Source organism: Acidovorax sp. 22279 (genome assembly GCF_052045435.1).
In the GTDB taxonomy this organism is placed as follows: Bacteria; Pseudomonadota; Gammaproteobacteria; order Burkholderiales; family Burkholderiaceae_C; genus Acidovorax; species Acidovorax delafieldii.
Window position 1 is genome coordinate 1 of record NZ_JBQEOV010000027.1, and the last position, 26,175, is coordinate 26,175.

At 65.8% G+C, this 26,175-nt stretch carries 27 protein-coding genes; 16 read left to right on the top strand and 11 right to left on the bottom strand.

Annotated features, from left to right (window positions below; translation table 11 throughout):
• The first annotated feature begins 227 nt into the window (after positions 1-227).
• The 7 genes from ACTJKQ_RS23830 (at position 228) to ACTJKQ_RS23860 (ending at position 8,026) form a co-directional block, all read left to right on the top strand.
• Positions 228-698: a (2Fe-2S)-binding protein gene (locus ACTJKQ_RS23830; protein ID WP_056748178.1), complete on the top strand. Its 471-nt coding sequence runs from the start codon at positions 228-230 to the stop codon at positions 696-698.
• A 46-nt stretch (positions 699-744) separates the two neighbouring features.
• On the top strand, positions 745-3,132 hold the full coding sequence (locus ACTJKQ_RS23835) for a xanthine dehydrogenase family protein molybdopterin-binding subunit (RefSeq protein ID WP_146869522.1): 2,388 nt from the start codon (positions 745-747) through the stop codon (positions 3,130-3,132).
• 11 nt (positions 3,133-3,143) lie between these two features.
• On the top strand, positions 3,144-3,935 hold the full coding sequence (locus tag ACTJKQ_RS23840; RefSeq protein WP_146869521.1) for an FAD binding domain-containing protein: 792 nt from the start codon (positions 3,144-3,146) through the stop codon (positions 3,933-3,935).
• Positions 3,936-4,044: 109 nt separating this feature from the next.
• The gene (locus ACTJKQ_RS23845; protein WP_440598303.1) at positions 4,045-4,971 is read left to right on the top strand and encodes an AAA family ATPase; all 927 of its coding nucleotides are present in this window, start codon (positions 4,045-4,047) and stop codon (positions 4,969-4,971) included.
• Positions 4,972-4,981: 10 nt separating this feature from the next.
• The gene (locus ACTJKQ_RS23850) at positions 4,982-6,196 is read left to right on the top strand and encodes a vWA domain-containing protein (RefSeq protein WP_440598322.1); all 1,215 of its coding nucleotides are present in this window, start codon (positions 4,982-4,984) and stop codon (positions 6,194-6,196) included.
• 94 nt (positions 6,197-6,290) lie between these two features.
• Entirely contained in the window at positions 6,291-6,923 is a 633-nt protein-coding gene (locus tag ACTJKQ_RS23855) for a CoxG family protein (RefSeq protein WP_440598304.1), read from the top strand.
• Positions 6,924-6,952: 29 nt separating this feature from the next.
• Positions 6,953-8,026 carry an XdhC family protein gene (locus ACTJKQ_RS23860; RefSeq protein ID WP_440598305.1) on the top strand — a complete coding sequence of 358 codons (1,074 nt, stop codon included), beginning with the start codon at positions 6,953-6,955 and terminating at the stop codon, positions 8,024-8,026.
• A gap of 13 nt (positions 8,027-8,039) precedes the next feature.
• Here the strand turns inward: ACTJKQ_RS23860 and ACTJKQ_RS23865 are convergent, their stop codons facing one another.
• The 5 genes from ACTJKQ_RS23865 to ACTJKQ_RS23885 all read right to left on the bottom strand — a co-directional run bounded on the left by ACTJKQ_RS23865 (position 8,040) and on the right by ACTJKQ_RS23885 (position 11,748).
• Positions 8,040-8,543, bottom strand: coding sequence for a low molecular weight protein-tyrosine-phosphatase (locus tag ACTJKQ_RS23865; RefSeq protein ID WP_440598306.1), 504 nt, complete (start codon positions 8,541-8,543; stop codon positions 8,040-8,042).
• Positions 8,544-8,558: 15 nt separating this feature from the next.
• Positions 8,559-9,248, bottom strand: coding sequence for a glutathione S-transferase family protein (locus ACTJKQ_RS23870; RefSeq protein WP_260668172.1), 690 nt, complete (start codon positions 9,246-9,248; stop codon positions 8,559-8,561).
• A 73-nt stretch (positions 9,249-9,321) separates the two neighbouring features.
• On the bottom strand, positions 9,322-10,089 hold the full coding sequence (locus tag ACTJKQ_RS23875) for an MHYT domain-containing protein (RefSeq protein ID WP_440598307.1): 768 nt from the start codon (positions 10,087-10,089) through the stop codon (positions 9,322-9,324).
• Positions 10,090-10,342: 253 nt separating this feature from the next.
• Positions 10,343-11,077 (bottom strand): response regulator, encoded by a 735-nt coding sequence (locus tag ACTJKQ_RS23880; protein WP_440598308.1) that lies wholly within the window; start codon positions 11,075-11,077, stop codon positions 10,343-10,345.
• Positions 11,074-11,748: a helix-turn-helix domain-containing protein gene (locus tag ACTJKQ_RS23885; protein ID WP_440598309.1), complete on the bottom strand. Its 675-nt coding sequence runs from the start codon at positions 11,746-11,748 to the stop codon at positions 11,074-11,076. The genes ACTJKQ_RS23880 and ACTJKQ_RS23885 overlap by 4 nt, the downstream gene beginning before the upstream one ends.
• 148 nt (positions 11,749-11,896) lie before the next feature.
• Here ACTJKQ_RS23885 and ACTJKQ_RS23890 point away from each other — a divergent pair, with 148 nt between their 5' ends.
• The 4 genes from ACTJKQ_RS23890 to ACTJKQ_RS23905 all read left to right on the top strand — a co-directional run bounded on the left by ACTJKQ_RS23890 (position 11,897) and on the right by ACTJKQ_RS23905 (position 16,467).
• A complete protein-coding gene (locus ACTJKQ_RS23890; RefSeq protein ID WP_056066973.1) occupies positions 11,897-12,268 on the top strand; it encodes a response regulator transcription factor in 372 nt (123 codons plus the stop codon).
• Positions 12,269-12,348: 80 nt separating this feature from the next.
• On the top strand, positions 12,349-13,044 hold the full coding sequence (locus tag ACTJKQ_RS23895; RefSeq protein ID WP_395458203.1) for an HD-GYP domain-containing protein: 696 nt from the start codon (positions 12,349-12,351) through the stop codon (positions 13,042-13,044).
• Positions 13,045-13,115: 71 nt separating this feature from the next.
• Complete coding sequence (locus tag ACTJKQ_RS23900; protein WP_440598310.1) at positions 13,116-13,928, top strand: ABC transporter substrate-binding protein; 813 nt, start codon at positions 13,116-13,118, stop codon at positions 13,926-13,928.
• A 1-nt stretch (position 13,929) separates the two neighbouring features.
• Positions 13,930-16,467: a PAS domain S-box protein gene (locus ACTJKQ_RS23905; RefSeq protein ID WP_440598311.1), complete on the top strand. Its 2,538-nt coding sequence runs from the start codon at positions 13,930-13,932 to the stop codon at positions 16,465-16,467.
• An 83-nt stretch (positions 16,468-16,550) separates the two neighbouring features.
• On the opposite strand, the gene ACTJKQ_RS23910 is transcribed toward ACTJKQ_RS23905, so the two are convergent.
• From ACTJKQ_RS23910 to ACTJKQ_RS23935, 6 genes are all read right to left on the bottom strand, one after another.
• A complete protein-coding gene (locus tag ACTJKQ_RS23910; protein WP_008902830.1) occupies positions 16,551-16,721 on the bottom strand; it encodes a hypothetical protein in 171 nt (56 codons plus the stop codon).
• Positions 16,722-16,838: 117 nt separating this feature from the next.
• Positions 16,839-17,726 (bottom strand): transglutaminase-like domain-containing protein, encoded by an 888-nt coding sequence (locus ACTJKQ_RS23915; RefSeq protein WP_146869604.1) that lies wholly within the window; start codon positions 17,724-17,726, stop codon positions 16,839-16,841.
• Between the two features lie 333 nt (positions 17,727-18,059).
• Positions 18,060-18,728 (bottom strand): histidine phosphatase family protein, encoded by a 669-nt coding sequence (locus ACTJKQ_RS23920; protein WP_440598323.1) that lies wholly within the window; start codon positions 18,726-18,728, stop codon positions 18,060-18,062.
• Complete coding sequence (locus tag ACTJKQ_RS23925; RefSeq protein WP_108499713.1) at positions 18,706-19,674, bottom strand: MBL fold metallo-hydrolase; 969 nt, start codon at positions 19,672-19,674, stop codon at positions 18,706-18,708. Before ACTJKQ_RS23925 ends, ACTJKQ_RS23920 begins: the two co-directional genes overlap by 23 nt.
• A gap of 162 nt (positions 19,675-19,836) precedes the next feature.
• Positions 19,837-20,205 (bottom strand): hypothetical protein, encoded by a 369-nt coding sequence (locus tag ACTJKQ_RS23930; protein ID WP_440598312.1) that lies wholly within the window; start codon positions 20,203-20,205, stop codon positions 19,837-19,839.
• A 45-nt stretch (positions 20,206-20,250) separates the two neighbouring features.
• Entirely contained in the window at positions 20,251-21,003 is a 753-nt protein-coding gene (locus ACTJKQ_RS23935; protein ID WP_260668166.1) for an IclR family transcriptional regulator, read from the bottom strand.
• 89 nt (positions 21,004-21,092) lie between these two features.
• Here ACTJKQ_RS23935 and ACTJKQ_RS23940 point away from each other — a divergent pair, with 89 nt between their 5' ends.
• Genes ACTJKQ_RS23940 through ACTJKQ_RS23960 form a run of 5 tightly spaced genes read left to right on the top strand, consistent with a single transcriptional unit; the run spans position 21,093 to position 26,166 of the window.
• The gene (locus ACTJKQ_RS23940; RefSeq protein ID WP_440598313.1) at positions 21,093-21,923 is read left to right on the top strand and encodes an SDR family oxidoreductase; all 831 of its coding nucleotides are present in this window, start codon (positions 21,093-21,095) and stop codon (positions 21,921-21,923) included.
• Between the two features lie 32 nt (positions 21,924-21,955).
• Positions 21,956-23,305 (top strand): flavin-containing monooxygenase, encoded by a 1,350-nt coding sequence (locus tag ACTJKQ_RS23945; protein ID WP_440598314.1) that lies wholly within the window; start codon positions 21,956-21,958, stop codon positions 23,303-23,305.
• Between the two features lie 4 nt (positions 23,306-23,309).
• Positions 23,310-24,245: a bile acid:sodium symporter family protein gene (locus ACTJKQ_RS23950; protein WP_440598315.1), complete on the top strand. Its 936-nt coding sequence runs from the start codon at positions 23,310-23,312 to the stop codon at positions 24,243-24,245.
• Positions 24,242-25,252 (top strand): NAD-dependent epimerase/dehydratase family protein, encoded by a 1,011-nt coding sequence (locus ACTJKQ_RS23955; protein WP_440598316.1) that lies wholly within the window; start codon positions 24,242-24,244, stop codon positions 25,250-25,252. Before ACTJKQ_RS23950 ends, ACTJKQ_RS23955 begins: the two co-directional genes overlap by 4 nt.
• Entirely contained in the window at positions 25,249-26,166 is a 918-nt protein-coding gene (locus ACTJKQ_RS23960; RefSeq protein ID WP_440598317.1) for an EamA family transporter, read from the top strand. Before ACTJKQ_RS23955 ends, ACTJKQ_RS23960 begins: the two co-directional genes overlap by 4 nt.
• Positions 26,167-26,175: the final 9 nt, after the last annotated feature.

Consider the following 26,175-nt stretch of genomic DNA (forward strand, 5'->3'; position numbering starts at 1 on the left):
CAGCCCTGGCGCACCCCCGATTTCCCGGATTCAGTGGACTAGTGTGCATTGCAGCATGTTTCATTTTGAGAATATCCAGCCAGGGGCCCCGGAAATCTAGGGTTGTCCCTAGGGATGGGGCGTGGGGCGCGGCAGAAGATGCGCGAGCGATGAGCGTGATCCTGATCCCCTCCGCGAGATCGTGAGCGCGCTCCTATCCAGCCAAAACCACTCCAGGAGACAGCCAGATGCAAGTCCAGTTCACGGTCAACGGGCGCGCTGCCAGTGTTGACGTCCCCCCCAATACCCTGCTTGTCCATGCGCTGCGAGAGCACCTGCTGCTCACTGGCACCCACGTGGGTTGCGACACCAGCCAGTGCGGGGCGTGTACGGTGCATGTGAACGGTCGGGCCGTCAAATCCTGCGCGATGCTGGCGGTCCAGGCTCAGGGGGCCGAGGTGACCACCATTGAAGGCATGGCCACCCCTGACGGCACCATGCACCCCATGCAGGCTGCGTTCAAGGAGTGCCATGGCCTGCAGTGCGGCTTCTGCACGCCAGGCATGGTGATGAGTGCGGTGGACCTGTGCAAGAACCACCCGAACGCCAGCGAAGGCGAGATCCGCGAGCTGCTCGAAGGCAACATCTGCCGCTGCACCGGCTACCAGAACATCGTGCGCGCAGTGCAGGTCGGCCAGAAGGCCATGGCCGGCGCCTGAGCGCGCCCGCCGTCCCCACGCCAGAACAATCCAAGGAGACAAGACCATGGGTGCATCCGACTTTTCCAAGCTGCCGCACATCGGCGAATCGCTCAAGCGCAAGGAAGACTACCGCTTCCTGACCGGCGCGGGCCAGTACACCGACGACGTGGTGCTGGCCGCGCAGAGCCATGCGGTGTTCGTGCGCTCACCGCACGCCCACGCCAAGATCAACAGCATCAACATTGACGCTGCCAAGGCCGCGCCCGGCGTGCTGGGTGTGTTCACCGGTGCCGACGTGGCCGCCGACAACATCAATGGCCTGCCCTGCGGCTGGCTCATCACCAGCACTGACGGCCAGCCCATGAAGGAGCCGCCACACCCCATCCTGGCGCAGGGCAAGGTGCGCTATGTGGGCGACCACGTGGCCATGGTGGTGGCGCTGACCCAGCAGCAGGCACGCGATGCGGCCGAGCTGGTGGAGGTGGACTACGACGTGCTTCCCGCCGTGGTGAATGTGGCCGACGCCGCATCTGGCGCCGTGGCCGGTGCGGCGCTGCACGACATCGCGCCTGACAACCACTGCTTCAAGTGGGCCATCGGCGACAAGGGCGCCGTGGACGCCGCGTTTGCCAACGCAGCGCATGTCACCCAGCTCGATCTGATCAACAACCGCCTGATCCCCAACGCCATGGAGCCCCGTGCGGCCATCGGCAGCTACAACCGCGCGAGCGACGAATACACGCTGTACGTCAGCAACCAGAACCCGCACGTAGAGCGCCTGCTGATGACGGCCTTTGTGATGGGCCTGCCCGAGCACAAGGTGCGCGTGATTGCACCCGATGTGGGCGGCGGCTTTGGCTCCAAGATCTATCTGTACGCCGAAGACGTGTGCCTGACCTGGGCGTCCAAAAAGCTCAACCGCAACATCAAGTGGGTGGCCGACCGCAGTGAGGCGTTCTTGAGCGATGCCCACGGCCGCGACCACGTGAGCCACGCAGAGATGGCGTTGGACAAGGACGGCAAGTTCCTGGCGCTGCGTGTGCACACCCACGCCAACCTGGGCGCCTACCTCAGCACCTTTGCCAGCGCGGTGCCCACCATCCTGTACGCCACGCTGCTGGCGGGGCAGTACAGCACACCGCAGGTGTATGTGGAGGTGGACTCGTGGTTCACCAACACCGCACCGGTGGACGCCTACCGGGGCGCAGGCCGCCCTGAGGCCACCTACCTGCTGGAGCGCCTGGTCACCCGCTGCGCGTGGGAGATGGGACTGCCGCAGGACGAGATCCGCCGCCGCAACTTCATCAAGGCCTTCCCGTACCAGACGCCGGTGGCGCTGCAGTACGACACCGGCGACTTCCAGGCCTGCATGGATGGGGCGAACAAGCTGGCCGACGTGGCGGGCTTCGAGCAACGCAAGGCCGCCAGTGCAGCCAAAGGGCTGCTGCGGGGCATTGGGTATTCGTCGTACATCGAGGCCTGTGGCATTGCGCCGTCCAACATCGCCGGCGCCCTGGGCGCACGCGCAGGTCTGTTCGAATGCGGCGAGGTCCGTGTGCACCCCACCGGCAGCGTGACGGTGTTCACCGGCTCGCACAGCCACGGCCAGGGGCATGAGACCACCTTTGCGCAGGTGGTGGCCGCGCGCCTGGGCATCCCGGTGGAGAACGTGGACATCGTGCACGGCGATACGGGCCGCGTGCCGTTCGGCATGGGCACGTATGGCTCGCGCTCCATCAGCGTGGGCGGCGCGGCCATCATGAAGGCGCTGGACAAGATCGAGGCCAAGGCCAAGAAAATTGCTGCGCACCTGATGGAAGCGAGCGATGCCGACATCGACTTTGCGAATGGCGAATTCACGGTGCGTGGCACCGACAAGAAGATCCCGTTCGGCCAGGTGTCGCTGGCAGCCTATGTGCCGCACAACTACCCGCTGGACGTGCTGGAGCCGGGCCTGAACGAAACCGCGTTCTACGACCCGACCAACTTCACCTTCCCGGCAGGCACTTACATCTGCGAGGTCGAGGTGGACCCCGCCACCGGCCACACACGGGTGGACAAGTTCACGGCGGTGGACGACTTCGGCACCATCATCAACCCCATGATCGTGGAAGGGCAGGTGCATGGCGGACTGGTGCAGGGCATTGGCCAGGCGCTGCTGGAGAACTGCGTGTACGACCGCGAAACGGGCCAGCTGCTCACCGGCAGTTTCATGGACTACGCCATGCCACGCGCCGATGACTTCCCCGAGTTCAAACTGGGCCATGTGTGCACGCCCTGCACCCACAACCCGCTGGGCACCAAGGGCTGCGGCGAGGCTGGGGCGATTGGCTCGCCACCGGCGGTGATCAACGCCGTGCTGGATGCGCTGCGACACCTGGGTGTGAAGGACTTCGACATGCCCGCGTCGCCGCACCGCGTCTGGGAAGCGATTCAAAACGCCAAGGCATAAGGAGATCCACCATGTACGCATTCACTTTTGAAGCGCCTTCCTCCACCGCCGCTGCCGCGCAGCTCATCGCCCAGGGCGGCAAACTGCTCGCGGGCGGGCAAAGCCTGCTGCCGTCCATGCGGCTGCGCCTGGCCAACCCTGAAAAGATCGTGGACCTGAACAGCATTGCCGAACTGGCGGGCATCCGCCGCGAGGGCAACGCGCTGGTCATCGGCGCCATGACGCGCCATGCCGACGTGGCATCCAGTGCGGATGTGAAATCCGCCATCCCTGCGCTGGCCGACCTGGCCGCCCACATTGGCGACCGCCAGGTGCGTGCACGCGGCACGCTGGGCGGCTCGGTGGCCAACAACGACCCTGCCGCCTGCTACCCCAGTGCGGTGCTGGGCCTGGGCGCCACGGTCATCACCAACCGCCGCGAGATAAATGCCGACGACTTCTTTGTGGGCATGTACACCACGGCGCTGGATGAGGGCGAGATCATCACCGCCATCCGCTTCCCGATCCCGAAACGCGCTGCGTACATGAAGTTCAAGCAGGCGGCCTCGCGCTTCTCGCTGGTGGGGGTGTTTGTGGCGCAGACCGACAGCGGCGTGCGTGTTGCGGTGACCGGTGCGGCCAGCAGCGTGTTCCGCCATGCGGGGCTGGAGGCGGCGCTCAACCAGAGCTTCACCCCGCAGTCGGCTGCCAGCGTGAAGATCGACGCGAGCGATCTGAACGCTGACATCCACGCCAGTGCCGCCTACCGCGCCAACCTCATCAGCGTGCAAACGCAGCGCGCTGTGCAGCAGATGCTGGGATGACGTGAAGGCAAACCCGCCACCGTGGTACGGCACCCGGTGGCGGGTTTTTGAGTGAAATTGGCTGCAAGCGCTAGAGGAATATGCGCTGGCGGCTATGAATTGGATAGCAATGAACTCGTTGAACGCCGCGCCGGTTCCGGCTTCCATCGACGCCCTGGTGCAGGCCCTGCAGAGCGTGGGCTATTTTGCCGACCGTCGCCTGGCCACGGCGGTGTTTCTGGCGCTCAAGCTGCAGCGGCCTTTGTTGCTGGAGGGCGAGCCTGGAGTGGGCAAGACGGCGCTGGCCAAGGCCCTCTCGGAAGTGCTGTCGCGCAGCCTGATCCGCCTGCAGTGCTACGACGGCCTGGAGCAGCGCGAGGCACTGTACGAATGGAACTATGCGGCCCAGCTCCTGCACATGCGGGCAGCGGAAGGGCAGGGCAGTGCCGACATGGCGCAGGTGGAGCGCGAGGTCTACCAAGACCGCTACCTCATCCGCCGCCCCTTGCTGCAGGCGCTGCAGGCACCAGAGCCGGGCGCCGTGCTGCTGATCGACGAGGTGGACCGCGCGGACGAGCCCTTTGAGGCCTTCCTGCTCGAATACCTGGGCGAATACCAGGTCAGCATCCCGGAGATCGGCACGGTGCGCGCCACGGCCACACCGGTCACGCTGCTCACCAGCAACCGCACGCGCGATCTGCACGACGCCGTCAAGCGCCGCTGCCTGTACCACTGGCTGGACTATCCCGAGCGCGAGCGCGAGCTGGCCATCGTGCGCGCGCAGGTGCCCGGTGCCAGCGAGGCGCTGGCCGTGCAGGTGGCAGAGTTTGTGGGGCGGCTGCGCAGCCAGCCGTTTGCCAACGCCTTCCAGCGCGCACCGGGCATTGCCGAGAGCGTGGAATGGGCCAAAGCGCTGGTGGCGCTCGACACCATCGTGGTGGACCCCGAGGTGGTGTCCGATACCGCAGGCATCCTGTTCAAGCAGCGCGAGGATGTGGCGGCGCTCACCCGCGACATGGCGGTGCAGTTGCTGCAGCCCGCCGATGCCGATGCATGAGAACCGCCCGATGGCCGAGGGCGCGATGTTCTCCCAACTCGGCGATGCCCGCACCGGCAAGCTGGCCGACAACCTGAGCGGCTTTGGCCGCACCCTGCGCCGCGCTGGCGTGCGGGTGGATGCGGCCCGCATGGCGCTGGCCCAGCAGGCGGTGATGCTGGTGGGCCTGCAGCGCGAGGACTTCGGTGCTGCGCTGGAGGCCGTGCTGGTCAGCCGCGAGCAAGACCGCATGGTGTTCCGCGAGCTGTTCGATGCCTACTTTCGCAATCCCAACGTCGCACAAAAGCTGCTGGCGCAGATGCTGCCCAGCGCAGAATCCAAGGCCGAGCCCGTCAAACGCCGCCCGCGCGTGAGCGAGGCACTGGCGCCTGTGCGTGCCGCGCGCAACGCACCGCCCGCGCGCGAAGAAGACAAGATCGAATTCGATGCCGCCATGACGGCCAGCGACCTGCAGCGCCTGCGGCAGGCGGATTTCAACCAGCTCTCGGCCAGCGAATACATCCTGGTGGAGCGCCTGGCGCGCGATGTGCCCTTGCCGTTGCCTCACTACGCGGCCCGCCGCACCCGGCCGGGCGCACGCGGCAGCCGCCCGCACTGGCCCGGTGCCATGCTCCATGCGGCGCGCAGTGGGGGCGAGGTGCTGCACATCCCCTTGCTGCAGCGCCGCCAGCAACCGCTGCCGCTGCTGGTGCTGGTGGACGTTTCGGGCTCGATGGAGCGCTACGCGCGTTTACTGCTGGCCTTCTTGCACGCCGCCACCGCGCCGCGCCACACCGGCGCTGCCGTGCGCCGGGACGTGTTTGCCTTTGGCACTGGCTTGACCGACCTCACGCCCGCCTTCCGCCTCGCCGACACCGACGCCATGCTGGAGACGGCCAGCCATGCCATCACCGACTTTGCGGGCGGCACCCGCATGGGCGACAGCCTGGGCCAGTTACGCCTGCAGCATGCGCGGCGCCTGGTGGGGCGGCGCACGCTGGTGCTGCTGATCAGCGACGGGCTCGACACGGGCGCCCCCGAGGTGCTGGAGCGCGAGCTGGCCTGGCTGCGCCGCCACTGTGGCCGCCTGCTGTGGCTCAACCCGCTGTTGCGCTACGTGGGGTATGCCCCCACGGCGCGCGGTGCGTCGGCCCTGCACCGCCAGGCCCACGGCATGGTGGCCGTGCACAACCTGAGCCACCTGAAGGACCTGGCCGCCAGCCTGGCAAGCGTGTTGCGGCAATGAGGGCGCGGCACCGCACCGCATCGAGCCCAGCCATGCAGCGGACCGATTGAATTCCCACAACATCCACACCCATTGAAGACCGAGAGGACCCACCATGGAAATGCAAGCCAGCCGAACCCTTGCCGTCAGCCAGCAACAGGCCTGGGATGCGCTCAACGACCCTGAGGTGCTCAAGCTGTGCATTCCCGGCTGCGACAAGGTCGAGCCCACGGCCGAGAACCAGTATTCGGTGGCCATGGCGCTCAAGATCGGGCCCGTGTCGGCCAAGTTCGCCGGCAAGATCACGCTGTCCGACATCGTGCCGCCCGAGAGCTACAACATCGCCTTCGACGGCTCTGGCGGCGTGGCGGGCTTTGGCAAGGGCAATGCCCAGGTCAAGTTGGTGCCGTTGCCCGCCGATGCGGCGGGGCAGGCCAGCTGCGAGCTGCATTACACCGTGCATGCCTCGGTGGGCGGCAAGATCGCGCAGCTGGGCCAGCGCCTCATCGACGGCGCCGCCAAGAGCATGGCCGAAGACTTCTTCAAGCGGTTTGACGACGAGATGCAGCGCCGCTTTCCGCGCGCTGAAGCCCCCCCGGCAGATGCAGCAGCCAGTGCCGATGCCGTCACTCAGCCAGGCACCGTGGAAGGGGGGAGTGCCACCCAGGGCGGCGGTATCCCTGCGTGGATGTGGGGTGTTGGCGTGGCGGCACTCGTACTGCTGGCCTGGTGGTTCAATCGGGGCTGAGTGCTATGGGTACCGGAAGGAAGTGAGTCATGGAAAATTTGGACGTCGTCGTCCTGCGCACGCTGCAGGGCTGGCGTGCCGCAGGGCGCCGGGCGCTGCTGGCCACGGTGGTGCGCACCTGGGGCTCGTCGCCCCGGCCGGTGGGCTCGATCATGGCGCTGTGCGAAGACGGTGCTGTGGTCGGGTCGGTGTCGGGCGGATGCATTGAGGACGACCTGATCGACCGCCACACCCGCGCCTACGCGCAGGCAGGTGCGGCTGCAGACGGTGCCCACCACCGCATCCCCAGCGGGCCGCCATCGTTTGTCAAATACGGCATCAGTGCCGATGAAGCCCACCGCTTTGGCCTGCCCTGCGGTGGCACGCTGGAGCTGCTGCTCGAATACGACCCTGATCCCACCCTTCTGGCCGAGCTGATCACCCAGCTGGCCGCCGGTCGCCTGGTGCAGCGCACCGTGCGCCTGTCCGACGGCCTCGTGACCCTGGCGCCCACCCAGGCCCCCGAGGACCTCAAGGTGGATGCACAGCAGCTCACCAACACCTTCGGGCCCGAGTACCGCATGCTGCTGATCGGGGCGGGGCAGCTCACCGAGTACCTGGCCACCATGGCCTTGTTCAACGGCTTTGCCGTGACGGTGTGTGACCCGCGCGAGGAGTATCGGGGCAGCTGGAGCGTGCCGGGTGCCACCGTGGTGAGCGACATGCCCGACGATGTGGTGCTGGCCTTCAAGCCCGACCGCCGCACCTGCGTGGTGGCCCTCACGCACGACCCCAAGCTGGACGACCTGGCGCTGCTGGAGGCTTTGAGCACCGAGGCGTTCTACGTGGGCGGCATCGGCTCGCGCCGCAACAACGAGGCACGGCGCGCCCGCATGATCGAGCACTTTGACCAGACCGAAGCCAGTCTGCAGCGCCTGCGCGGGCCCATTGGCATCTACATCGGCAGCAAGACACCGCCCGAAATTGCGGTGAGCGTGATGGCCGAGATCCTGGCCGTCAAGAACGGCGTGACCCTCCCGCGCGACATGGAGGTGGCCCAGGCCAAGAACGACCGCGAGCAGGCGCACAACGACCCCGGCGCCCTGGTGTGCGGAGTGCGGTAGCCACGCAGGCAGGTCAGTGCCGGGCTTTGGGTTCCTGCGCCTGCAGTTGCCGCTGCACGTGCCTGAGCAGCCCTTCGCAGGCGTCTTCCACCAGATCCAGCACCTCTTCAAACCCCTGGCTGCCGCCGTAGTACGGGTCAGGCACCACCGGGCTGTCGAATTGCAGACAGAACTCCGTCATGCGCCGCAGCTTGTGCGCGTGTGCGGGCGGGCATTGGTCTTGCGCCAGGGCCAGGTTGTCCCAGTCCATGGCCAGGATCAGGTCGTAGCGGGCAAAGTCCGCATCCGTGATCTGCCGGGCCCGCAGGTCCGAAAGGTCATAACCGCGCTGCGCCGCGTGGCGCTGGGTGCGGGTGTCGGGCGGCTCGCCGGGGTGGTAGTTGTGCGTGCCGGCCGAGTCCACCACCACGCTGTGCGCCAGGCCGCTGCGGATGATCTTGTGGCGGAACACGCCGTGGGCTGTGGGGCTGCGGCAGATGTTGCCCATGCACACGAAAAGAATCGCGTAGCGAGACATGGTGGTGGCGTGCGTTCAGGCCTCGATCACCACTGGGCCGCCCTTGGCGATGCCCCGTTGGTAGGCCGGGCGTGCGTGCATGCGCTCCAGGTAGGCCTGCAGGTGCGGGCAGCGGCTTGCGTCGTTGGCGCGGGACATCAGCGCCTCCACCGCAAAGCTCATCTGAAAGTCCGCCATGGTCAGGTGCTCCCCCGCAAACCAGCGGTGGGTGCCCAGGTGCTCTTCAATGAACGCCAGCGCCGTGTCCACGTTGGGGTCGATGAGCTTTTGCTGCACCGTCCCGCACAGGGCGCGTGCAATGGGCTTCACGAAGAACGGCATGGGCTGCGTGGGGATGGTCTTGAACACCAGCTTCATCACCAGCCAGTTCATCAGCGAGCCCTCGGCATAGTGCATCCAGAAGCGGCACTGGCGGTGTTCGGCGGTGCGGGGTGCTGGCTGCAGGTGGGCCAGGTCGCCACGGGCCTGTTCGCCATAGGTTTCCACCAAGTATTCGATGATGGCACCCGACTCGGCAATCACTTCGTCGCCATCGGTGATGACTGGTGACTTGCCCAGGGGGTGAATGGCCTTGAGCGCAGGCGGGGCCAGCTTGGTGGCTTTGTCGCGCGGGTAGATCTTGAGCTCGTAGGGCACGCCCAGCTCTTCCAGCAGCCAGAGAATGCGTTGCGAGCGCGAGGTTTCGAGGTGGTGCAGGGTGATCATGGTCGCCATCTTATTGAAGAGTGGGCCGAATGCACCCTGGTGCAGCCCTTGTTTTGCGCGGGTGCCGTCTGGCTCAGGCCGTACGGCGGCGCTGCTGGCCGATGGAGCGTTGCATCCATTGCACATACAGATCCACCGAAATCAGCACGGCCATGGCAAATGCGCAGGCGGCCACGATGGGGCCGAGGCCCAGCGAGCTTACCAGCCCGACGCCCTGCACGGTGGCAAAGCGGTTGGGGGTGGTGCAGACGAACTCGGCCGCGCCCATGCCGGTGTAGTGCATGGCGCACACGGCGGCGGCCATGAGCAGAGCGGCTCCTGTGCGGCTGGCCATGCTGCGGGTGTTGAAGGCCAGCCACAGGGCGGCCGTGCCTGCTGCCATCGCAATCAGCACCGACAGCGCCACGGTGCGCAGGTCCCAGTGGATGTAGCCGCCAATCTTCATGCCGTACATGCCCAGGTAGTGCATGCCCGCCACACCCAGGCCCAGCAGCAGTCCTGCGCCCAGAATCCGTGTCAGTTCCCGGGGTGCCTTGGACACCACGATGAGTGCAGCCGAGGTGCAGACCACGGCCGCCAGCAGAGACACCGCGCTTTCAACGATGCCGTAGCTGCTGGCCACATCCAGCCGCAGCGCCACCATGCCCACAAAGTGCATGGACCACACCCCAATGCCGCCCAGCGCCACGCCGGCCGTCAAAGTCGCTGCGCGGTTGAGCGATCCGTCCTTGTGGCGGATGCTGCGTGTGACCATTAGTGCGATCAATGAACCAATGAACGCCAATGCGAACGAGATGGCGACAAGGTGGGGGCGGTATTCGGAAACGACGTTGGAGTCCATGGAGCGCTGCCTGAGACGGGGGTGGAGGAGAGCTTCACACCGCATCTGAGGCGATTGAAACCAATTGTTTCTATATTAGACCAATTGGTTATTTTTTGCTCTGAATGGTTATGTTTCAGAAATATGAGCCCACCCCGGCTTGTTCATGGGTCTTCACATTCGCCTTCCGGAGAAGGCGATGGGGTGGGTCAATCGCCCGCCATCGGGGCTCTCAAGGCAAGGGTGTTCAGCCAGCCAGGCTGCTGGCGTTGGATCAGAGCTGCAGCAGGAAAGCGCGCAGCATGCGCCAATGTTCCTGGCATGCCTCTGCGGCAGACTGGGCGGCTGCGTTTTCCAGCTGGCGGGCGCGCACACTCTGGGTCGGGTGGCCCAGGGTGAGCAGCACGGTGGCCAGGCTGTGTGCCAGGCGCCGCAGCGCCGGCCAGTCTTGCGCTGCGCTGGCCGCGTCACCTTGCCGCACGTCGGTAGGGAACTGCTGCAGGCAACTGGCGTGGTAGGTCTTGAACAGAAACTCGTCGCCCGCAAAGTGGGTGGCAATGGCCTTAGCCTCATCGTCGGCCGCTTCATCGGCAGGTGTGGCTGTTGTGACTGGCGCATTGGCAGGGGTATCCGCCACCAGCGCCAGCGCATCGGTTACACAGGCCTCCAGCTCTGCCACCGATGCAGGTTTGGACAGCATGCGCCACACCTTCATGGCCTGGAGTTGCTCGCGCACTGGCGGCGTCAGGCCCGCGCTGAATACCGCCACCGGAATTCGGCTTTCGTACACAGGCTCTTGCAGCAGCCGCTGTACCAGGTCAATGCCGGACTCGCCCGGCAGCATGAGGTCCGTGATGATGAGTTCCACGCCCCCAGCATGCAGCGCCTGCATGGCGTCAGGCACGTTGGCGCAGGTCACCAGCTCGATGGGAAGTTCCTCCAGCGCCATCTGCACAAAGCGTGCGATGGAGCTGTCGTCTTCCACGAGCAGGACCTTGGGCGCGCTCATGCGGATACCTGGGCCTGTGGAATGCACGCGGCCAGAGCGCTAGGTAACTCTGCCACCAGCCGGGGCTTGTGGATCACCTTCACACCCTGCAAGGCAAATGCATACGGCTCGCGCTGTTGCTCGTCGAGCGAGGTGACCACGATGAGGTGGCTGCGCGCAAATTGGGGGTGCGAGCGCAGCGTGGTGATCAGGGTGGCGCCGTCGATGCCTGGCAGCAGGATGTCCACGATCAGCACCTCGGGCTGAATCTGCCCATACAACGCAAGGCCGGTGATGCCATCGTTCGCCACCTGCAGCTGCACTCCTGGCAGGTGCTGCTGCACGATGAGGCCCACGAGGTTCTGGAAATGGATGGAGTCCTCGATCAGCAGGATTTGTGGTGCACGCCCTTTGGCTGGTCCCACCGGTGCGGCCAGGGGCGCGCGGGCGGCGACTGGAGCGCCGACGGCGGGTGCCTGGGCAGCGCCACCGGCGCCATGGGCGGTCATCCAGCGTTCCACCGATGCACGCGAGATGCGGCGGTGCCCGCCAGGGGTCTTCCAGGCCTCAAGTTCGTTGCGGTCCACCATCAGCTGGACCGACCGCACGGCCATGCCCAGCATCTTGGCGACTTCCAGCGTGGTGTAGTGGTCCGCCATGGCGTGCTCCGCGAGGGAATTGTCAGATTGCATAGATCACGCATTTTCTCCTAATTTTAATTTTTACTCGACTTGCATTTGATAAAAATGATTGATATGATTCAATCAATGGCAAGAAATCACGTTAAAACGTGTTTTTTTGTATCCCAAGCCTATTCCCGGCCCCACAAAGGCTACCGCCATGAAAAAGATCCTGATCGTCGAAGACCACATCGATATCCGCAAACTGCTCAAGATGACGCTGGAGTTTGATGACTTTGAGATCCACGAAGCCGCTACGGGCGATGCGGGCTGGCTGCTGGCCAGTGAGTTGCAGCCGGACATCGTGCTGCTGGATGTGATGATGCCGGGCACCCTTAACGGCCTGGATGTTTGCCGCCGCATCAAGTCCGACCCGGACATGCGCCACACCAAGGTGATCATGCTGACGGCCCGGGTGCAGTCGGACGACAGGGCGGCAGGCTTCGCGGCGGGAGCCGACGATTACCTGATGAAGCCCTTCAGCACTCTGCAGGTTCTGGAAACCATCTACCGCATGGAGGCAGCGCTGTGACCTCCGTGCCTCGACCCGGGCACGAACTGCTGGCGCAGCCCATCGATGCACGTTGCTTTGATGAGGCTGCTGCAGCTCAGATGGAGAGTTTTGTGCGCGACTTCGGGCGCATGTATCGAGAGCGGAATGAAGCCCTGCGCGAGGTCACCCGCGCGCACCACGCCGCACTGTTGCACCTGTCGGCTGCGGCCGACCTCAAGGACGATGACACCGGCGTACACATCGTGCGCATTGGATACCTGGCCGAGGCCCTGGCCCTGGCTCTGGGGCAGACGGTGGGCTACGCACGCATGCTGCGCAAGGCCGCGCCCATGCACGATATCGGCAAGATCGGCACCCCCGACAGCGTGCTCAAGAAGCCCGGCAAGCTCACCCCAGAAGAGCGCCAGACCATGAACTGCCACGCCGCGATGGGTGCCGAGATCCTGGGGCGTTCGCACATTCCAGTGTTTCGCATGGCGGCCGAGGTGGCGCTCACGCACCACGAGCGCTATGACGGCCAAGGCTACCCGGCGGGCCTGTCGGGCGAGGCGATTCCTTTGTCGGGCCGCATCACCGCCGTGGTGGATTTTTTTGACGCGCTGACCATGGATCGGGTGTACCGCCCCGCCTTCGCGGTCCCGGTGGCGCTGGAGATGCTGGCGGCCGAGCGCGGCCGTGCTTTCGACCCGGTGATCGTGGACACGTTTTTGGCGCATGCTGAAGCCATCGATGCGCTGCGTTGCAAGATCACGCAGGAATGTCCCTCTTTTGATGCACTGATCGACGCGCCCTGATCCCCTTTTTTCTGACCGCTCAGCGGCAGGCCACTGCGGGCACGGTGGTGTTATTGATCCAAGGATTCTCAATGATGATGACGATGATGCAGTGTCTGAAACCGTGGGCGTTGACCGTCACCCGCGTGGCTCTGGCCGTGTGTGCGACCAGCGCGCTGGCGGGGCCTGTGGCCGAGCGGGTCCAGAGCCAGTCGGTGTTGCGTGTGTGTGTCTGGCCGGACTACTACGGCGTGACCTACAGGCACCCGCGTACACAGCAACTCGGGGGTATCGACATCGACCTGTCTGCCGAGCTGGCGCGCGACCTCAAGGCCAGGGTCGAATATGTGGACTCTTCTTTTCCCACCCTCATTGACGACCTGAACCAGGACCGTTGCGATGTGGCCATGTTTGCCATCGGCATGCTGCCCCAGCGGATGGAGAAGCTGGCTTTTACCCAGCCCTACATGCGCAGCGACATTTACGGCATCACCACCAAATCCAATACGGTCATCAAGCAGTGGGCCGACATTGACAAGCCGGGTGTGTTGGTGGGGGTGCAGGCAGGCACGTTCATGGAACCCATCATGGCCCAGCGCCTCAAGCAGGCCACGCTGGTGCGCATCCAGCTGCCCACCACCCGCGAGCGCGAACTGACTGCCGGGCGCATTGACGTGTTCATGACCGACTATCCCTACAGCCGGCGCATGATGGACAACGCCGACTGGGCCCGGCTCATCGAGTCTCCCGAACCATTCTCGGTGCTGCCCTATGGCTATGCAGTCAAGCGCGGCGATGCCGCCTGGCTGGCGATGGTGGATGCCTTTGTGGCGCGCATCAAGGCCGACGGCCGCCTGCAGCGCGCGGCCTCTCAAAATGGCCTGAACGCCATCGTGGTGCGCTGATATGGCCGACCTCCAGGCGCTCCCTTCGGTCTGGACCAGGCTGCGCACGTGGGTGTCGCAGACCAGCCATCTGGTCCTCATCACCGGAGGGCTGTCGGCATTGGCGGCACTGGTGGCCGTCGGCGCGTTGGCCGTGAACGACTTTCGCACGGTGCGTACCAGCCACCAGAACCATGCCGCCATGCTGGCTCGGGTGCTGGAGGATCAGGCCACGCGCACCATGCAGACGGCCGAACTGGCGCTGGAGTCGCTGGCCACATCGCCAGCCCTCACGACGGTGGCCTCGGAACCCCGGCGTATGCAAGATGCCCTGGGCCAGGCGCTGGCGGCGCTTTCATTTCTTCGGGGGTTGGCCGTGGTGGACGCTGGTGGGCGAGTGGTCGCCAGCACCCAGCCCGGCGATGCCGAGAGTTTTGTGGACCTGGCCAAGCTCGGCCCTCTGGTGGCCGTGGGGCGGACGGTTCAGGGCGGCCTCACACCGGGCCGTAGCCTGCAAAGTGTGCGGCTGGGAGGCGCAGCGGCGGCGGCTCCTGCGGGTGTCGCTTTTATTCCTGTGATGCACGGCTACAAGAACGAAGCAGGGCAGGCGCTGGTGCTGGTGGCTTTGGTCAATCCCGACTCGCTGTCCAACTTTCAGCACCTGACGCTGGAGTCCGAGGTTTTTGACTCGGTGGTGACCTCGTACAGCGGCCAGGTGTTGGCCACTTCGGGGGCCGCAGCTGCTCTGGCAGGTACGCGGGTGAACAACATCCCCGTCTTCAGCCAGTTCCTGCCCCGGCAGGAGCACGCCACCTACCTGGGTGTGGGTGTGCTGGGCGAGCGGCAGATCGTCAGTTTTCGGGCCTCTGCCGCCATGCCGCTGGTGGTGGTGGTCGAGACCTCGTACCGAACAGCCGTGCAGAGCTGGCTGGCGGATGCCCGCGCGCTGATCGGTATTGGCCTGGCCCTGGTGGCCCTGGTGCTGGGCCTGACCTTCGCCGTGTGGCGTGGCCTGCGCACCCGTGAGCGGGCGCGGCTGGCCATTGACGCTGCACAGGCCCGCATTGCCCGCAACGAGCGGGATCTGTCGGTGCTGATGCGCAGCGTGCAAGAGCTGATTTTTCGTACCGATGCGCAGGGCGTGATCACCTATGTGAATGCCCATTGGACTGTGATGACGGGCACGGCGCCTGACCGTGCCATTGGCAAACGTCTGCACGACCTGGTCGAGCCACAAAGCCGTAATGATGTGGCGCGGGCCATCGACCCCCGGTCGCCGGATGGAGTGCGGGTATGCCAGGTGGTGTCCCGCTCTGCCGAGGGCAAGGAGATGATGTTCCAGGTGGCAGTGGTGCCTCTGGTGGCTGCCGGGCGTGTGATTGGTTTTGCGGGCAGCGCGGTGGACGAAACCAAGCGCTGGATGGCCCAACAACAGCTACAGGCGCAAATTGCGTTTCAGGATCTGCTGCTGGACACCAACCCGTTGCCCATCTCTGTGACTGACGCGCAGAACCGCTTTGTGCGCGTGAACAAGGCCTGGGAGGAATACAAAGGCCGTACTCGCACCGCCGTGTTGGGCAAGGCCTTTGACGAGTGCCTGCCGCCAGACGAGGCAAACGTACATAAGTCGGCCAACAAGCAGCTGCTGCGCTGGGGGGGGCGTGCCCTCGTCGAGACCCAGGTGCGCCATGGCGACGGATCGCGCCGCGACACGCGCCTGGCCAAGGCGGCCATTGCCGATGAGCACGGCCAAGTCTCCGGTGTGCTCACCATCCTGATGGATGTGAGCGAGTTCCGTGAGGCCGAGCGCGCCACCCGGGAGGCGCGTGACGCGGCCGAGGAGGCATCCCGCACCAAGTCGGAGTTTGTGGCCAACATGAGCCACGAGCTGCGCACGCCGCTGCAGTCCATTCTGGGCTATGCCGAACTGGGCATGCTGCGTGGGCGCGCGCAGCCCAAGCTGGCAGGGATGTTTGAAGATATCCATTCTGCGGGTCAGCGCATGTTGACGCTGGTGAACGACTTGCTAGATGTCTCCAAACTGGAAAGCACGGTGGGCACATTCCACATGGAGCGCATCGACTTGCGCGGCGTGGTGCGCCCGGTGATCCGCGAGCTGGAGCCTTTGCTGGAACGCAGCCACCTGATGATGGATTTGCGCATGCCTGACCTTCCGCTGGTGGCGAAGGCCGACCCGTTGCGGTTTCAGCAGGTGATCCGCAACGTGGTGGCCAACGCCATCAAGTTCTCGCCGCCTGGAAGCACGATCACCCTGGAGGGCTACGCTGACCCGCAGGGCCAGACGCATCTGGTGGTACGGGATGAGGGCCCGGGCATCCCTCCGTCAGAGCTGCAGAGCATTTTTGAGGCCTTTGTGCAGTCCAGTAAGACCAAGGATGGATCTGGGGGCACGGGCCTGGGCCTTGCCATCTGCCGCAAGATCGTCGAGGCCATGGGGGGGCGGATCTTTGCCGAGAACGTTCCGGCCAGCGGTGCAGCGTTTCACATCATCCTGCCCGCCAGAGGCCATGTGGAAACCATGCCGGCCCCGTTGCAATAAACGGCTGTATCGCCCAAAAAAAAGCCCTCAGACGAGGGCTTTTTTGTGGGTGGCGGGGCGCCGCAGCGCCCCCGGAGGGCTGATCAGCCGCCCTTGCGCGACCGCTTGCCAGGGTTCTTCTTGCTGCGCGTGGCGACACCACGCTCCAGGCTCACGCGCTGGCCACGGCCAGGGGTGTTCAGCGTCACGCCGGGCATTGGCTTGGGTTGGGGGGTGCGCTTGCGGTCTGCTTCGGTGACGATCTTGTTGCCCATGGTAGGTCTCTGAGAAAGTGGAGAAAAGGGGCATATTAGGCCACAGCCGCAATCAGGGGTGGCCAACAGGCCTTTCTGCCGCCCCCGCCAGAGGCGGGAGACGGAAGGTCGAACTCCCTATTGCGCGACGAAACGCGCCCCGTAAGACGTCCCCTGGTCGGTGGACAGCGCCTCGGCGCAGTGGTGCGGAAGCACCCACCCCTGGGCAGGGTCCTCCACCGCGCGGGTGTGGATGGTGGGGGGCTGGGCCCGCACTCCGCCAAAGATCGTGGCAAACGCCACGTCGGCGGCATCTCGGCCGGTGCCAAACCGTAGCAGCCCCATGGGGATGGCCGTGCCTGAAGGGTCGAAGAGATACCAGCGGTCGCCCAGATACACCTCCACGTAGGCATGAAAGTCTGGCGGGCCCAGCGCTGGGTCGGCGCCGTAGTCGGTGCCCGTGGTGAAGCGGGCCGGAATGTTCACGGCGCGGCACAGTGCAATCATCAGGTGGGCGAAATCCCGGCACACCCCGACCTGTTCCACCAGCGTATCGACGGCCGAGGTGTTGGAGTTGGAGGTGTTGGACGTGAACGCCACATGCCGGTTCACCCAGTCACGGATAGCCTGCACGCGGCTGTGGCCTTGCCACAAGGCGCCGAACTCGTTCAGGGCCAGCCGCAGCAGGCGGTCAGACTGGCAATATCGGCTGGGGTAGATGTAGCCCATCACATGCGGCGGCAGGTGCCGCACAGGCACCTCGGCCAGTTGGGTGGGGTCGGCACGGTGGTGGCGGATGTCCACCGTAGCGCTGTAGGTCAGCTCCAGCATGCCAGGCTCGCCATGCAGCCGGAGATAGCGGTTACCCGTCGCAGGGTCTGTGTGGATCTGGTGGGGAATGTCCTGGCTGAGCACCAGGCGCTCGTTGTGGACGATCTGGTGGGGTGTTTGTGCGGCGTGGATGTTGAACACGAAATCGGCGCCGTAGCTGTCGATCTCATAGCGCAGGTCAATCTGCAGGTCCATGCGAACACCACGCTGGCTGCCTGGGATTGCCTGCGCCAAGGGCGCGCCGGTATTCGCGGGCCATCGCGCAGGCTCGTTGGACGCGGTGGTAAGGCGAGGGGCACTGGAGAGGAAGGCCATAGCAGCTCTCAGCGACGTGGCCTGCACGCTGCGGGTTCACCCAGTGTGTGGGACGGTGTCATCGGCGGCTCCTGGGTGTGCGCCGCGCCGGGGTATCTGGCAGGGCTGGGAATCTTCAGGATACGCCCCAGGGCATCGCCAGCGTGTAGTCCGATGGCCCGTGCACCACGGTGCGCGGGAGCGCGATCTCCCGCCGGCATCAGCAGCCGCTGGTCAGGTTGATCCGGTGACCGAGAGCTTCGCCAGCACCTGCACGTCGCCACCTCGGGGGGCTCGCAAGATCAGCGCATCGCCCGAGCTGGTGCTGTCGCGTGCCAGATCGGACTGCACAAACATGTGGCTGAACCACACCTCAAACCGGCCATTGTGCGCAGACGCTGCGGCCAGCGCCTGGCGCAGTTCACGCAGGTGGCTCTCCCCCGTGGTCTCGGAGTAGCCCCTGGGCGAACCCAGAGCCGTCCACACCTGTGGTGCACCGAAAGCCAGGGTGGCACTGTCGATGCAGCGGCACCAGGGGCTTGACAGCACCTTCTCCGGACGCAATTGCCGTGTCTGGAACCACTCGCCAATGCGCCGAGCCTGGGTCCGGCCTTCATCGTTCAGGTTGCGCTGGGTGCCGCAGTCGCCCAGGCGGAAACCCGGGGGATCGAAGGTGCCGGGGGCCAGCGCGTGGCGAAACAACGCCACCACTCCGCCCTGGCGCAGCAAGGCCTCGGCACCCGCTTCCTGGGCCGCCCAGGTCTGCAGGGCTGTGAGGGCCAGTCCGCTACCTAATGCGCCCGCCGCGCCCCTGCCCAGCAAGGTGCGCCGTGTGACGCGCGTACCTTCCGTCGCAGCCTGATCCCCGGCTGCTTCGGCATCAGGCAGCTGGCTGGAAGGCATAGCCATTGCCCGCTGCTGCTACGCGGCCAAACGCAGGGAAGGGGAAATGGAAGCCGCCCAGCATGGCATTGCTGGTGGTGATGCGCTGGAACACCTCGCGGCGGACCTTGCGCGCAGCCTCTGCGTCCATGTCAAAGGTCACGGCCCAGTCGGGATTGCGCGCGAACAATGCGGGCACGTTGGTCAGGTCTGCCACATAGAAGAAGTTCTGGCCTGCCGACTTCAACTCGAACAGCGTGTGGCCCGGCGTATGGCCGTAGGCGGCCACCGACTGGATGCCTGGCGCAACCTCGGTGCCCGCTTCAAACCGCACCAGCGTATCGGCTGGCATGGTGGCAAAGGTGCGGCGCACATTGTCAAACGCACCCTTCATGCCGGCGGGGGCGGCGGCCATGCGCGCGTCGTCCATCCAGAAGGCATGTTCGGCTGCAGGCACCATCACCTTGGCCTTCGGGAACACCAGCTCACCCGCCTTGTTGCGGATTCCATTGATATGGTCGCCGTGGTAGTGGCTGACGAGCACGGTATCGATGTCGGAGGCCTGCATGCCAGCAGCGCGCAGGCTGTCCAGCAGTTTGCCGGTGGTGGCACCACCAAACTCGCCCAGGCCGGTATCGATCAGGATCTTCCGCGCGCCCGCCACCACCAGGAAAGGGGTGTATGGCACATCGATGTAGTCGGTGGGCAGGCCTTGCGATGCAAGCAGCGCACGCACTTCGGCCAGCGGTGCGTTCTTCACAAACTCTTCCCCCAAAGGGCGGCGAGTGATGCCATCGTTCAGTGCGATCACCTCCACGTCCCCCACCTTCATGCGACGGAAACCAGGACTGGGCAAGGTGGGCGTGCCGAAATTGGGTGCGTTCTGCGCCCACACGGGCACGAACGAGCCCGCAGCGTAAACGGTGGTGGCCAGGCTTGCGCCCAGGAAGTGACGGCGTGACAGCATGAAACTCTCCAGTCTCGGGTTGAACTAATGAGTCGCAACTGTAGCGCTGGACCTCAGGAGAGAGTGGGCTGGCGCACTAACCTGTTTGCAACGTGGGGCTTTTGGTCGCTAATTGGGGTTAACCCTTTGGGTTGACCGGGTTGGAGGCCATGAAGAGGAGGCTCATTCCATATCGAAGGCTTCGCGCAAAGCGGTACAGAAGTCGCTGCTGCCACTGAGGGTGAGGGTCAGCGTGGTGCGCGGCGGCGCAGCACTGCCGGTGGTCATGTGCAGTTGCCCCGTCGCATCGTCAAAGGACAAGGTCAAGGGGCTCTGCACCTCTTGCACGCCGTGCAGGTCATAGTGCCACGCGCCGCCGTCTTCCTGCGGTGCGCAGGCGCCGGGCCAGTGTGCATGCGCCCAGGCCAGCACGGCAGCGATCTCGTTCTGCAAGGCAGGCAGTTGCGCGGGCAAGACGCTGGCCATGGCATCCAGGGTGCCGATGCCGTCAGCGTCTTCGCTGTAGTCAAAGTCGAGGTAGTTCAGTGGCATGGTGAGAGCAGATGGTGAATGCGTCAGGGGGTGTTGCGTGATGGCTCAAGCCCAGGTCCGGCCCAGTGCCTGTGCGGCTTCTCCCAGCCGGGGCACCAGTTGCAGCGCCCGCGTCAGTGGCATGCGGGCGGCAGGTGCCTGCAGTGCCACGGCGCTGCGCACCTGCCGCCGTCCGCCCGCCATCACGGGCACGGCCACACAGACGAGGCCGTCCACAAACTCCTCGGCGTCCGTGGCATAGCCTTGCCGCAGGATCTGCTCCAGTTCGCCCTCCAGCGCTGCGCGGTCGGTCAGAGTGGTGGCGGTGTGGCGGGTGAGGGGCAGACCGTCGAGGATGGCGGCCCGGCGTGCGGGCGACAGGTGAGCCAGAAACAGCTTGCCGCTGGCCGAGCAGTGGATGGGCACGCGGGTGCCGGGCCGCAATTCCATGCGCAGCGGAAAGGCTGACTCCACCCGGTCCAGGTAGATCACTTCAGCGCCGCTCAACGCCGTGAGGTTGCAGCTTTCGCCAATGTCGGCCACCAGTTGCCGCAGCACGGCGTGGCGCACCCCATGCTGGGTGCCCGCGCTCAGCGTGCTCTCGGCCAGGCGCAGCAGACGTGGTGCGGGGGTGTAGCGCCGCCCGTCTGGCTCGCGCGCCAGCAGGCCACCGGCCTCCAGCTGGCCCAGCATGCGGTGCACGCTGGGCTTGGGCCAGCCTGTGGCCTCGATGGCATCGCCCAGGCTGAAGGGCTGGCCCTGGGCGCACATCGTTTCCAGCAGTTCAAACAAGCGCAGGCTGGGCGGTGTGTTGGTCATAAATCTCGGAATTCGAGACGGATTCATAAAACATTTCGGGATTATTCAGCATTGTGGCTAAGCTGCAAACCCAATTCACCGGGAGCTTCATGTCCGCCTTTTTCCAGAACGTAGTGCTCACCGGCGCCTGTGGCGGGCTGGGCCAGGCGCTGGCGCGCGAGCTGATCGGCCAGGGCGCCGCCGTGGCGCTGGTGGGCCTGAGCCGGCCCGTGCTGGAGACCCTGGCCGCGCTGGCGCCAGAGCGCTGTGCTGTCTATACGCCCGATGTGGCCGACGTTACCGCCATGCAGGCCATGGCCGCCGACTGGATGGGCCGCCGGGGAACGCCTGACCTCGTCATCGCCAATGCCGGGGTGGCCGGGGGTTTTGACTCCGCCCAGGCCGACGACCTGGCCGTGATGCGGCGCATGCTGGAGATCAACCTGCTGGGCGCCGCCACCACCTTCCAGCCCTTTGTGTCGGCCCTGCGCGCGCAGCGGCGCGGCGCGCTGGTGGGGGTGGCCAGCATTGCGGGCTGGCGGGGCATGCCGGGCAATGGCGCGTACTGCGCCAGCAAGGGCGGGCTCATCCGTTACCTGGAGAGTCTGCGTGCCGAGCTGCGCGGCGATTCCATCGTTGTGAGCACGGTCAGCCCTGGCTACCTGCGCACCGCGCTCACGGCAGGCAACCGTTTTGCCATGCCCGGCCTGATGGAGCCCGAGGACGCCGCGCGTGCCCTGCTGGCCGCTGTGGCCCGGGGGCGCACCCACATCGTGCTGCCCGCGCGCATCGGTTGGCTGGCGCGCCTGTTGAACCTGTTGCCTGATGCCCTGCACGACCGGCTGCTGCTGGGCCAGCCGCGCAAGCCGCGCGTGGGCGAGGCGGGGGCCACCGCCATTCCGGGGTTGCCAGTGCGCGCAGACAAAAACATCGACACCTGAGAGAAAAAAAGCGAATGACGACAACAACAACGATGACGGAGACAAGCCCTTCGACGCCGCTCGCACAGGACATGCGCTGCCACATCGCCCTCATCGGCGCCGGCCCCAGTGGGCTGGCCGCCGCGCGCAACCTGCAGAAGCTGGGCGTGCCTTTCCAGGGCTTTGAAGCACACACCGACGTGGGTGGTTTGTGGAACATCGACAACCCGCGCAGCACGGTCTACGAATCGGCGCACCTGATCTCCAGCAAGCACACCACGGAGTTCACCGAGTTCCCCATGCGCCCCGAAGTGGCCGACTATCCGAGCCACCGGGACATGCGCCAGTATTTCTTCGACTTTGCAGAGCACTTTGGCCTGCGCCAGCATTTCTGGTTTGGCACGCGCGTGCTCCGGGTCGAACCGGTGGGGGAGGGCACTGCGCCGCTGTGGCGCGTGACGTGGACGCAGCACGGTGGGCCCGCGCAAACGGCAGAGTTCAAGGGCGTGGTCATTGCCAACGGCACGCTGGCCGAACCCAGCATGCCGCGCTTTGAGGGGCACTTTAACGGGGAGCTGCTGCACACCAGCGCCTACAAGAGCGCCGAGCTGTTCAAAGGCAAGCGCGTGCTGGTGGTGGGCGCGGGCAACTCGGGCTGCGACATTGCGGTGGACGCGGTGCACTACGCGCGCAGCGTGGACATCTCGGTGCGGCGCGGCTACTACTTCGTGCCCAAATATGTGTTCGGCAAGCCCGCAGACACGCTGGGCGGCAAGTTCAAGATGCCGCCCTGGCTCAAGCAAAAGGTGGACAGCGTGGTGCTGCAATGGTTCACTGGCGACCCTGCGCGCTTTGGCCTGCCCAAGCCCGACTACAAGATGTACGAGTCGCACCCGGTGGTCAACTCGCTGGTGCTGCACCACCTGGGCCATGGCGATGTTCACGTCAAGCCCGACATCGCGCGTTTTGAAGGCCATACGGTGCACTTCAAGGACGGCAGCGCGCAGGACTATGACCTGGTGCTCTGTGCCACGGGCTACAAGCTGCACTACCCCTTCATCGACCACAGCCTGCTCAACTGGCAGGGCATGGCGCCGCAGCTTTACCTCAACATCCTGTCCCCCCGTTTCGACAACCTGGCCGTGATGGGCATGATCGAGGCCAGTGGTATCGGCTGGCAGGGCCGCTATGAACAAGCGGAGCTGGTGGCGCGCTTTTTCAAGGCGCAGGCCGAGGGATCGCCGCGCGCCGAGGCGCTACGACAGGCCAAGGCCGGGCCGCCGCCCGATCTGTCGGGTGGCTTCAAGTACCTCCAGCTCGAACGCATGGCGTATTACGTGCACAAGGACACCTACCGCAACGCGGTGCGCGCTGCCGCAGCAGCCCTCGCCAGAAAGGACTGACGCCATGCTGCCTGTGGACGAAATACGCCTCAACTTCAACCCCGCGTCGCTGGTGGTGCTCAATGTGGTGCTGGGTTTTCTCATGTTCGGCATTGCGCTGGACACGCGCGTGGCGGACTTCAAGCGCGTGCTGCGCATGCCCGGTGCCATGGCGGTGGGCATTGCCGCGCAATTCATCGTGCTGCCTGCGGTGACCTTTGTGCTCACGCTGCTGCTCAAGCCCGGGCCCAGCATCGCGCTGGGCATGATTCTGGTCGCCTGCTGCCCGCCCGGCAATGTGAGCAACATCCTCACGCACCGCGCAGGAGGCAATGTGGCGCTGTCGGTGTCGATGACGGCCATCTCCAACGCGCTGGCCATCGTGATCATGCCGCTCAACTTCGCGTTCTGGGGCGGCATGCACCCCACGGCGGCGCCGCTGCTGCGCAGCATTGCGCTTGACCCGCTGGAGATGGCGGGTCACATCGTGGTGATCATCGGGCTGCCCTTTGTGCTGGGCATCCTGTGCGCAGAAAAGCTGCCGCGCTTCACACAGCGCGTGAACAAGCCCGTGCGCATCCTCAGCTTTCTGTGTCTCATCGGTTTCATCGTGGGCGCGGTCGCGGGCAACTGGCGTTACTTTCTGGACTACGTGGGCCTGGTGCTGCTGGCCGTAGCGTTGCACGATGCGCTCGCCTTCGGCACCGGCTACGCCTGCGCGAGGCTCAGCGGCTTGCCGGACTACGACCGGCGCGCGGTGAGCATCGAGGTAGGTATCCGCAATGCAGGCCTGGGCCTCGTGCTGATCTTCAGCTTCTTTGGCGGGCTAGGCGGTATGGCCGTGGTGGCGGGGGTGTGGGGCTTCTGGGACATCATTGCAGGCTTGGTGCTGGCGGGGTGGTGGGGGCGCAGGCCGGCCGTGGTGCCGCCCGTGGTGGTGGCCCGGGAGCCCGGGGCATGACGGCATTACCACTTCTCACCCGCCGCATTCTCGTCACCGGGGCCGACGGCTTTCTGGGCCGGGGCGTGGTGGCCGCGCTGGTGCGCGAAGGTGCCGGCGCCATCGTGGCGGCCGATGTGCGCGAGGTGCCCGCCGAGCGCCGCCTGCCCGGGGTCGCCTACGTGGTCCTGGATGTGCGCGACCCCACGTTGGCGCAGACGCTGGCGGCCTACGCCATCGACAGCGTGGTGCACCTGGCGTCCATCGTCACGCCAGGCAAGGGCTCCAGCCGCGAGTTCGAATATTCGGTGGATGTGCTGGGCAGCCAGAACGTGCTGGAGGCCTGCGTGGCCCAGGGCGTGGCGCAGGTGGTGGTCAGCTCCAGCGGCGCGGCCTACGGCTACCACGCCGACAACCCCGCATGGCTGCGCGAGACGGATGCGCTGCGGGGCAACGAGGTCTTTGCCTATTCGCACCACAAGCGGCTGGTGGAAGAGATGCTGGCGCAATACCGCACGCAGCACCCGTCGCTGGCGCAGACGGTGCTGCGCATCGGCACCATCCTGGGAGAGCGGGTGGACAACCAGATCACCGCCTTGTTCGAAAAGCCGCGCCTGCTCGCCATCCGGGGTAGCGAGAGCCCGTTTGTGTTCATCTGGGACGAAGACGTGACTGGTGCCATCCTGCATGCGCTGCGCACGCAGCGGGCTGGCTGTTTCAACCTGGCGGGCGACGGTGCCTTGCCCTTGCGCGAGATCGCCCAGCGCTTGGGCAAGCCCGTGCTGGAGCTGCCCGCCGGGCTGCTGCGCACCGCGCTGGCCGTGGGCTCCGCGCTCGGCGTGAGCCGCTACGGCCCCGAACAGCTCGACTTTCTGCGCTACCGGCCCGTGCTGTTGAATACCGCGCTCAAGGAAGTGCTGGGCTATGTGCCGGGCAAGACCAGCGCCCAGGCGTTTGACGCCTTCGTCGCTGCCCGGGCGCTGCAGGGCCGCCCCGTAGCTGCGGGCGTGTCCGTGGCGGCCGCATGAGTACGCCCGCGGCCTTGAGCCGTGGCGACCTGTTGCGTGCCCTGGCGGTGGTGGTCATCTGGGGGCTGAACTTTGTGGTGATGAAGCTCGGCCTGCAGGGCCTGAGTCCCATGTTGCTGGGCGCGCTGCGCTTTACGGCGGCATCGCTGCCCTTTTTGTTGTTCGTACCGCGTCCGGCCTTGCCCTGGCGCTTTGTGGTGGGCTACGGGATGGCGCAGGGGCTGGGGCAGTTCGGCTTTCTGTTTCTGGGGCTGCAGCTGGGCATGACGGCGGGCATGGCGTCGGTGGTGATGCAGACCCAGGCGTTCTTCACTTTGCTGCTGGCCGCGCCGTTGCTGGGTGAGCGTGCCAAGCCCTGGCAGTGGGGGGGCTTGTTGCTGGCGTTCGGCGGCTTGATGACCATCGGCCTCGCGCATGGCGAGGGGCCGGGCCAGATGACGCTGGCGGGGTTTGTGCTCACCCTCGGCGCCGCATTCATGTGGGCGGTGTCCAATCTGGTGGCGCGCCGCGCAGCACAGGCCGGGGCGTATGCGCCGTTTCCGTTCATCGTGTGGAGCAGTGTGGTGCCCATTGGGCCGTTCTTTGCGCTGGCGTTCTGGAGCGAGGGCTCCACCGCCGTGTGGGCACAGCTGCAGTCTTTGAATGGCACCGGCTTGCTGGCCGTGGCCTACCTGGCCTTCTTGGCCACGCTGCTGGCCTACACGCTGTGGACGCAGCTGTTGCAACGCCATGCAGCGGGGCGGGTCACGCCGTTTTCGCTGCTGGTGCCGGTGGTGGGGCTGTGGGCGGCGTATGCCTTTCTGGGTGAAACCCCGGCGCCTGTGCAGTGGTTGGGCGCAGCCGCAGTGCTCTGCGGGCTGGTGGTGAACCAGGTGGGAGGCTTGTGGTGGGCCCGGCGTGCTGCGGCTTCCTAAAATGTTCGC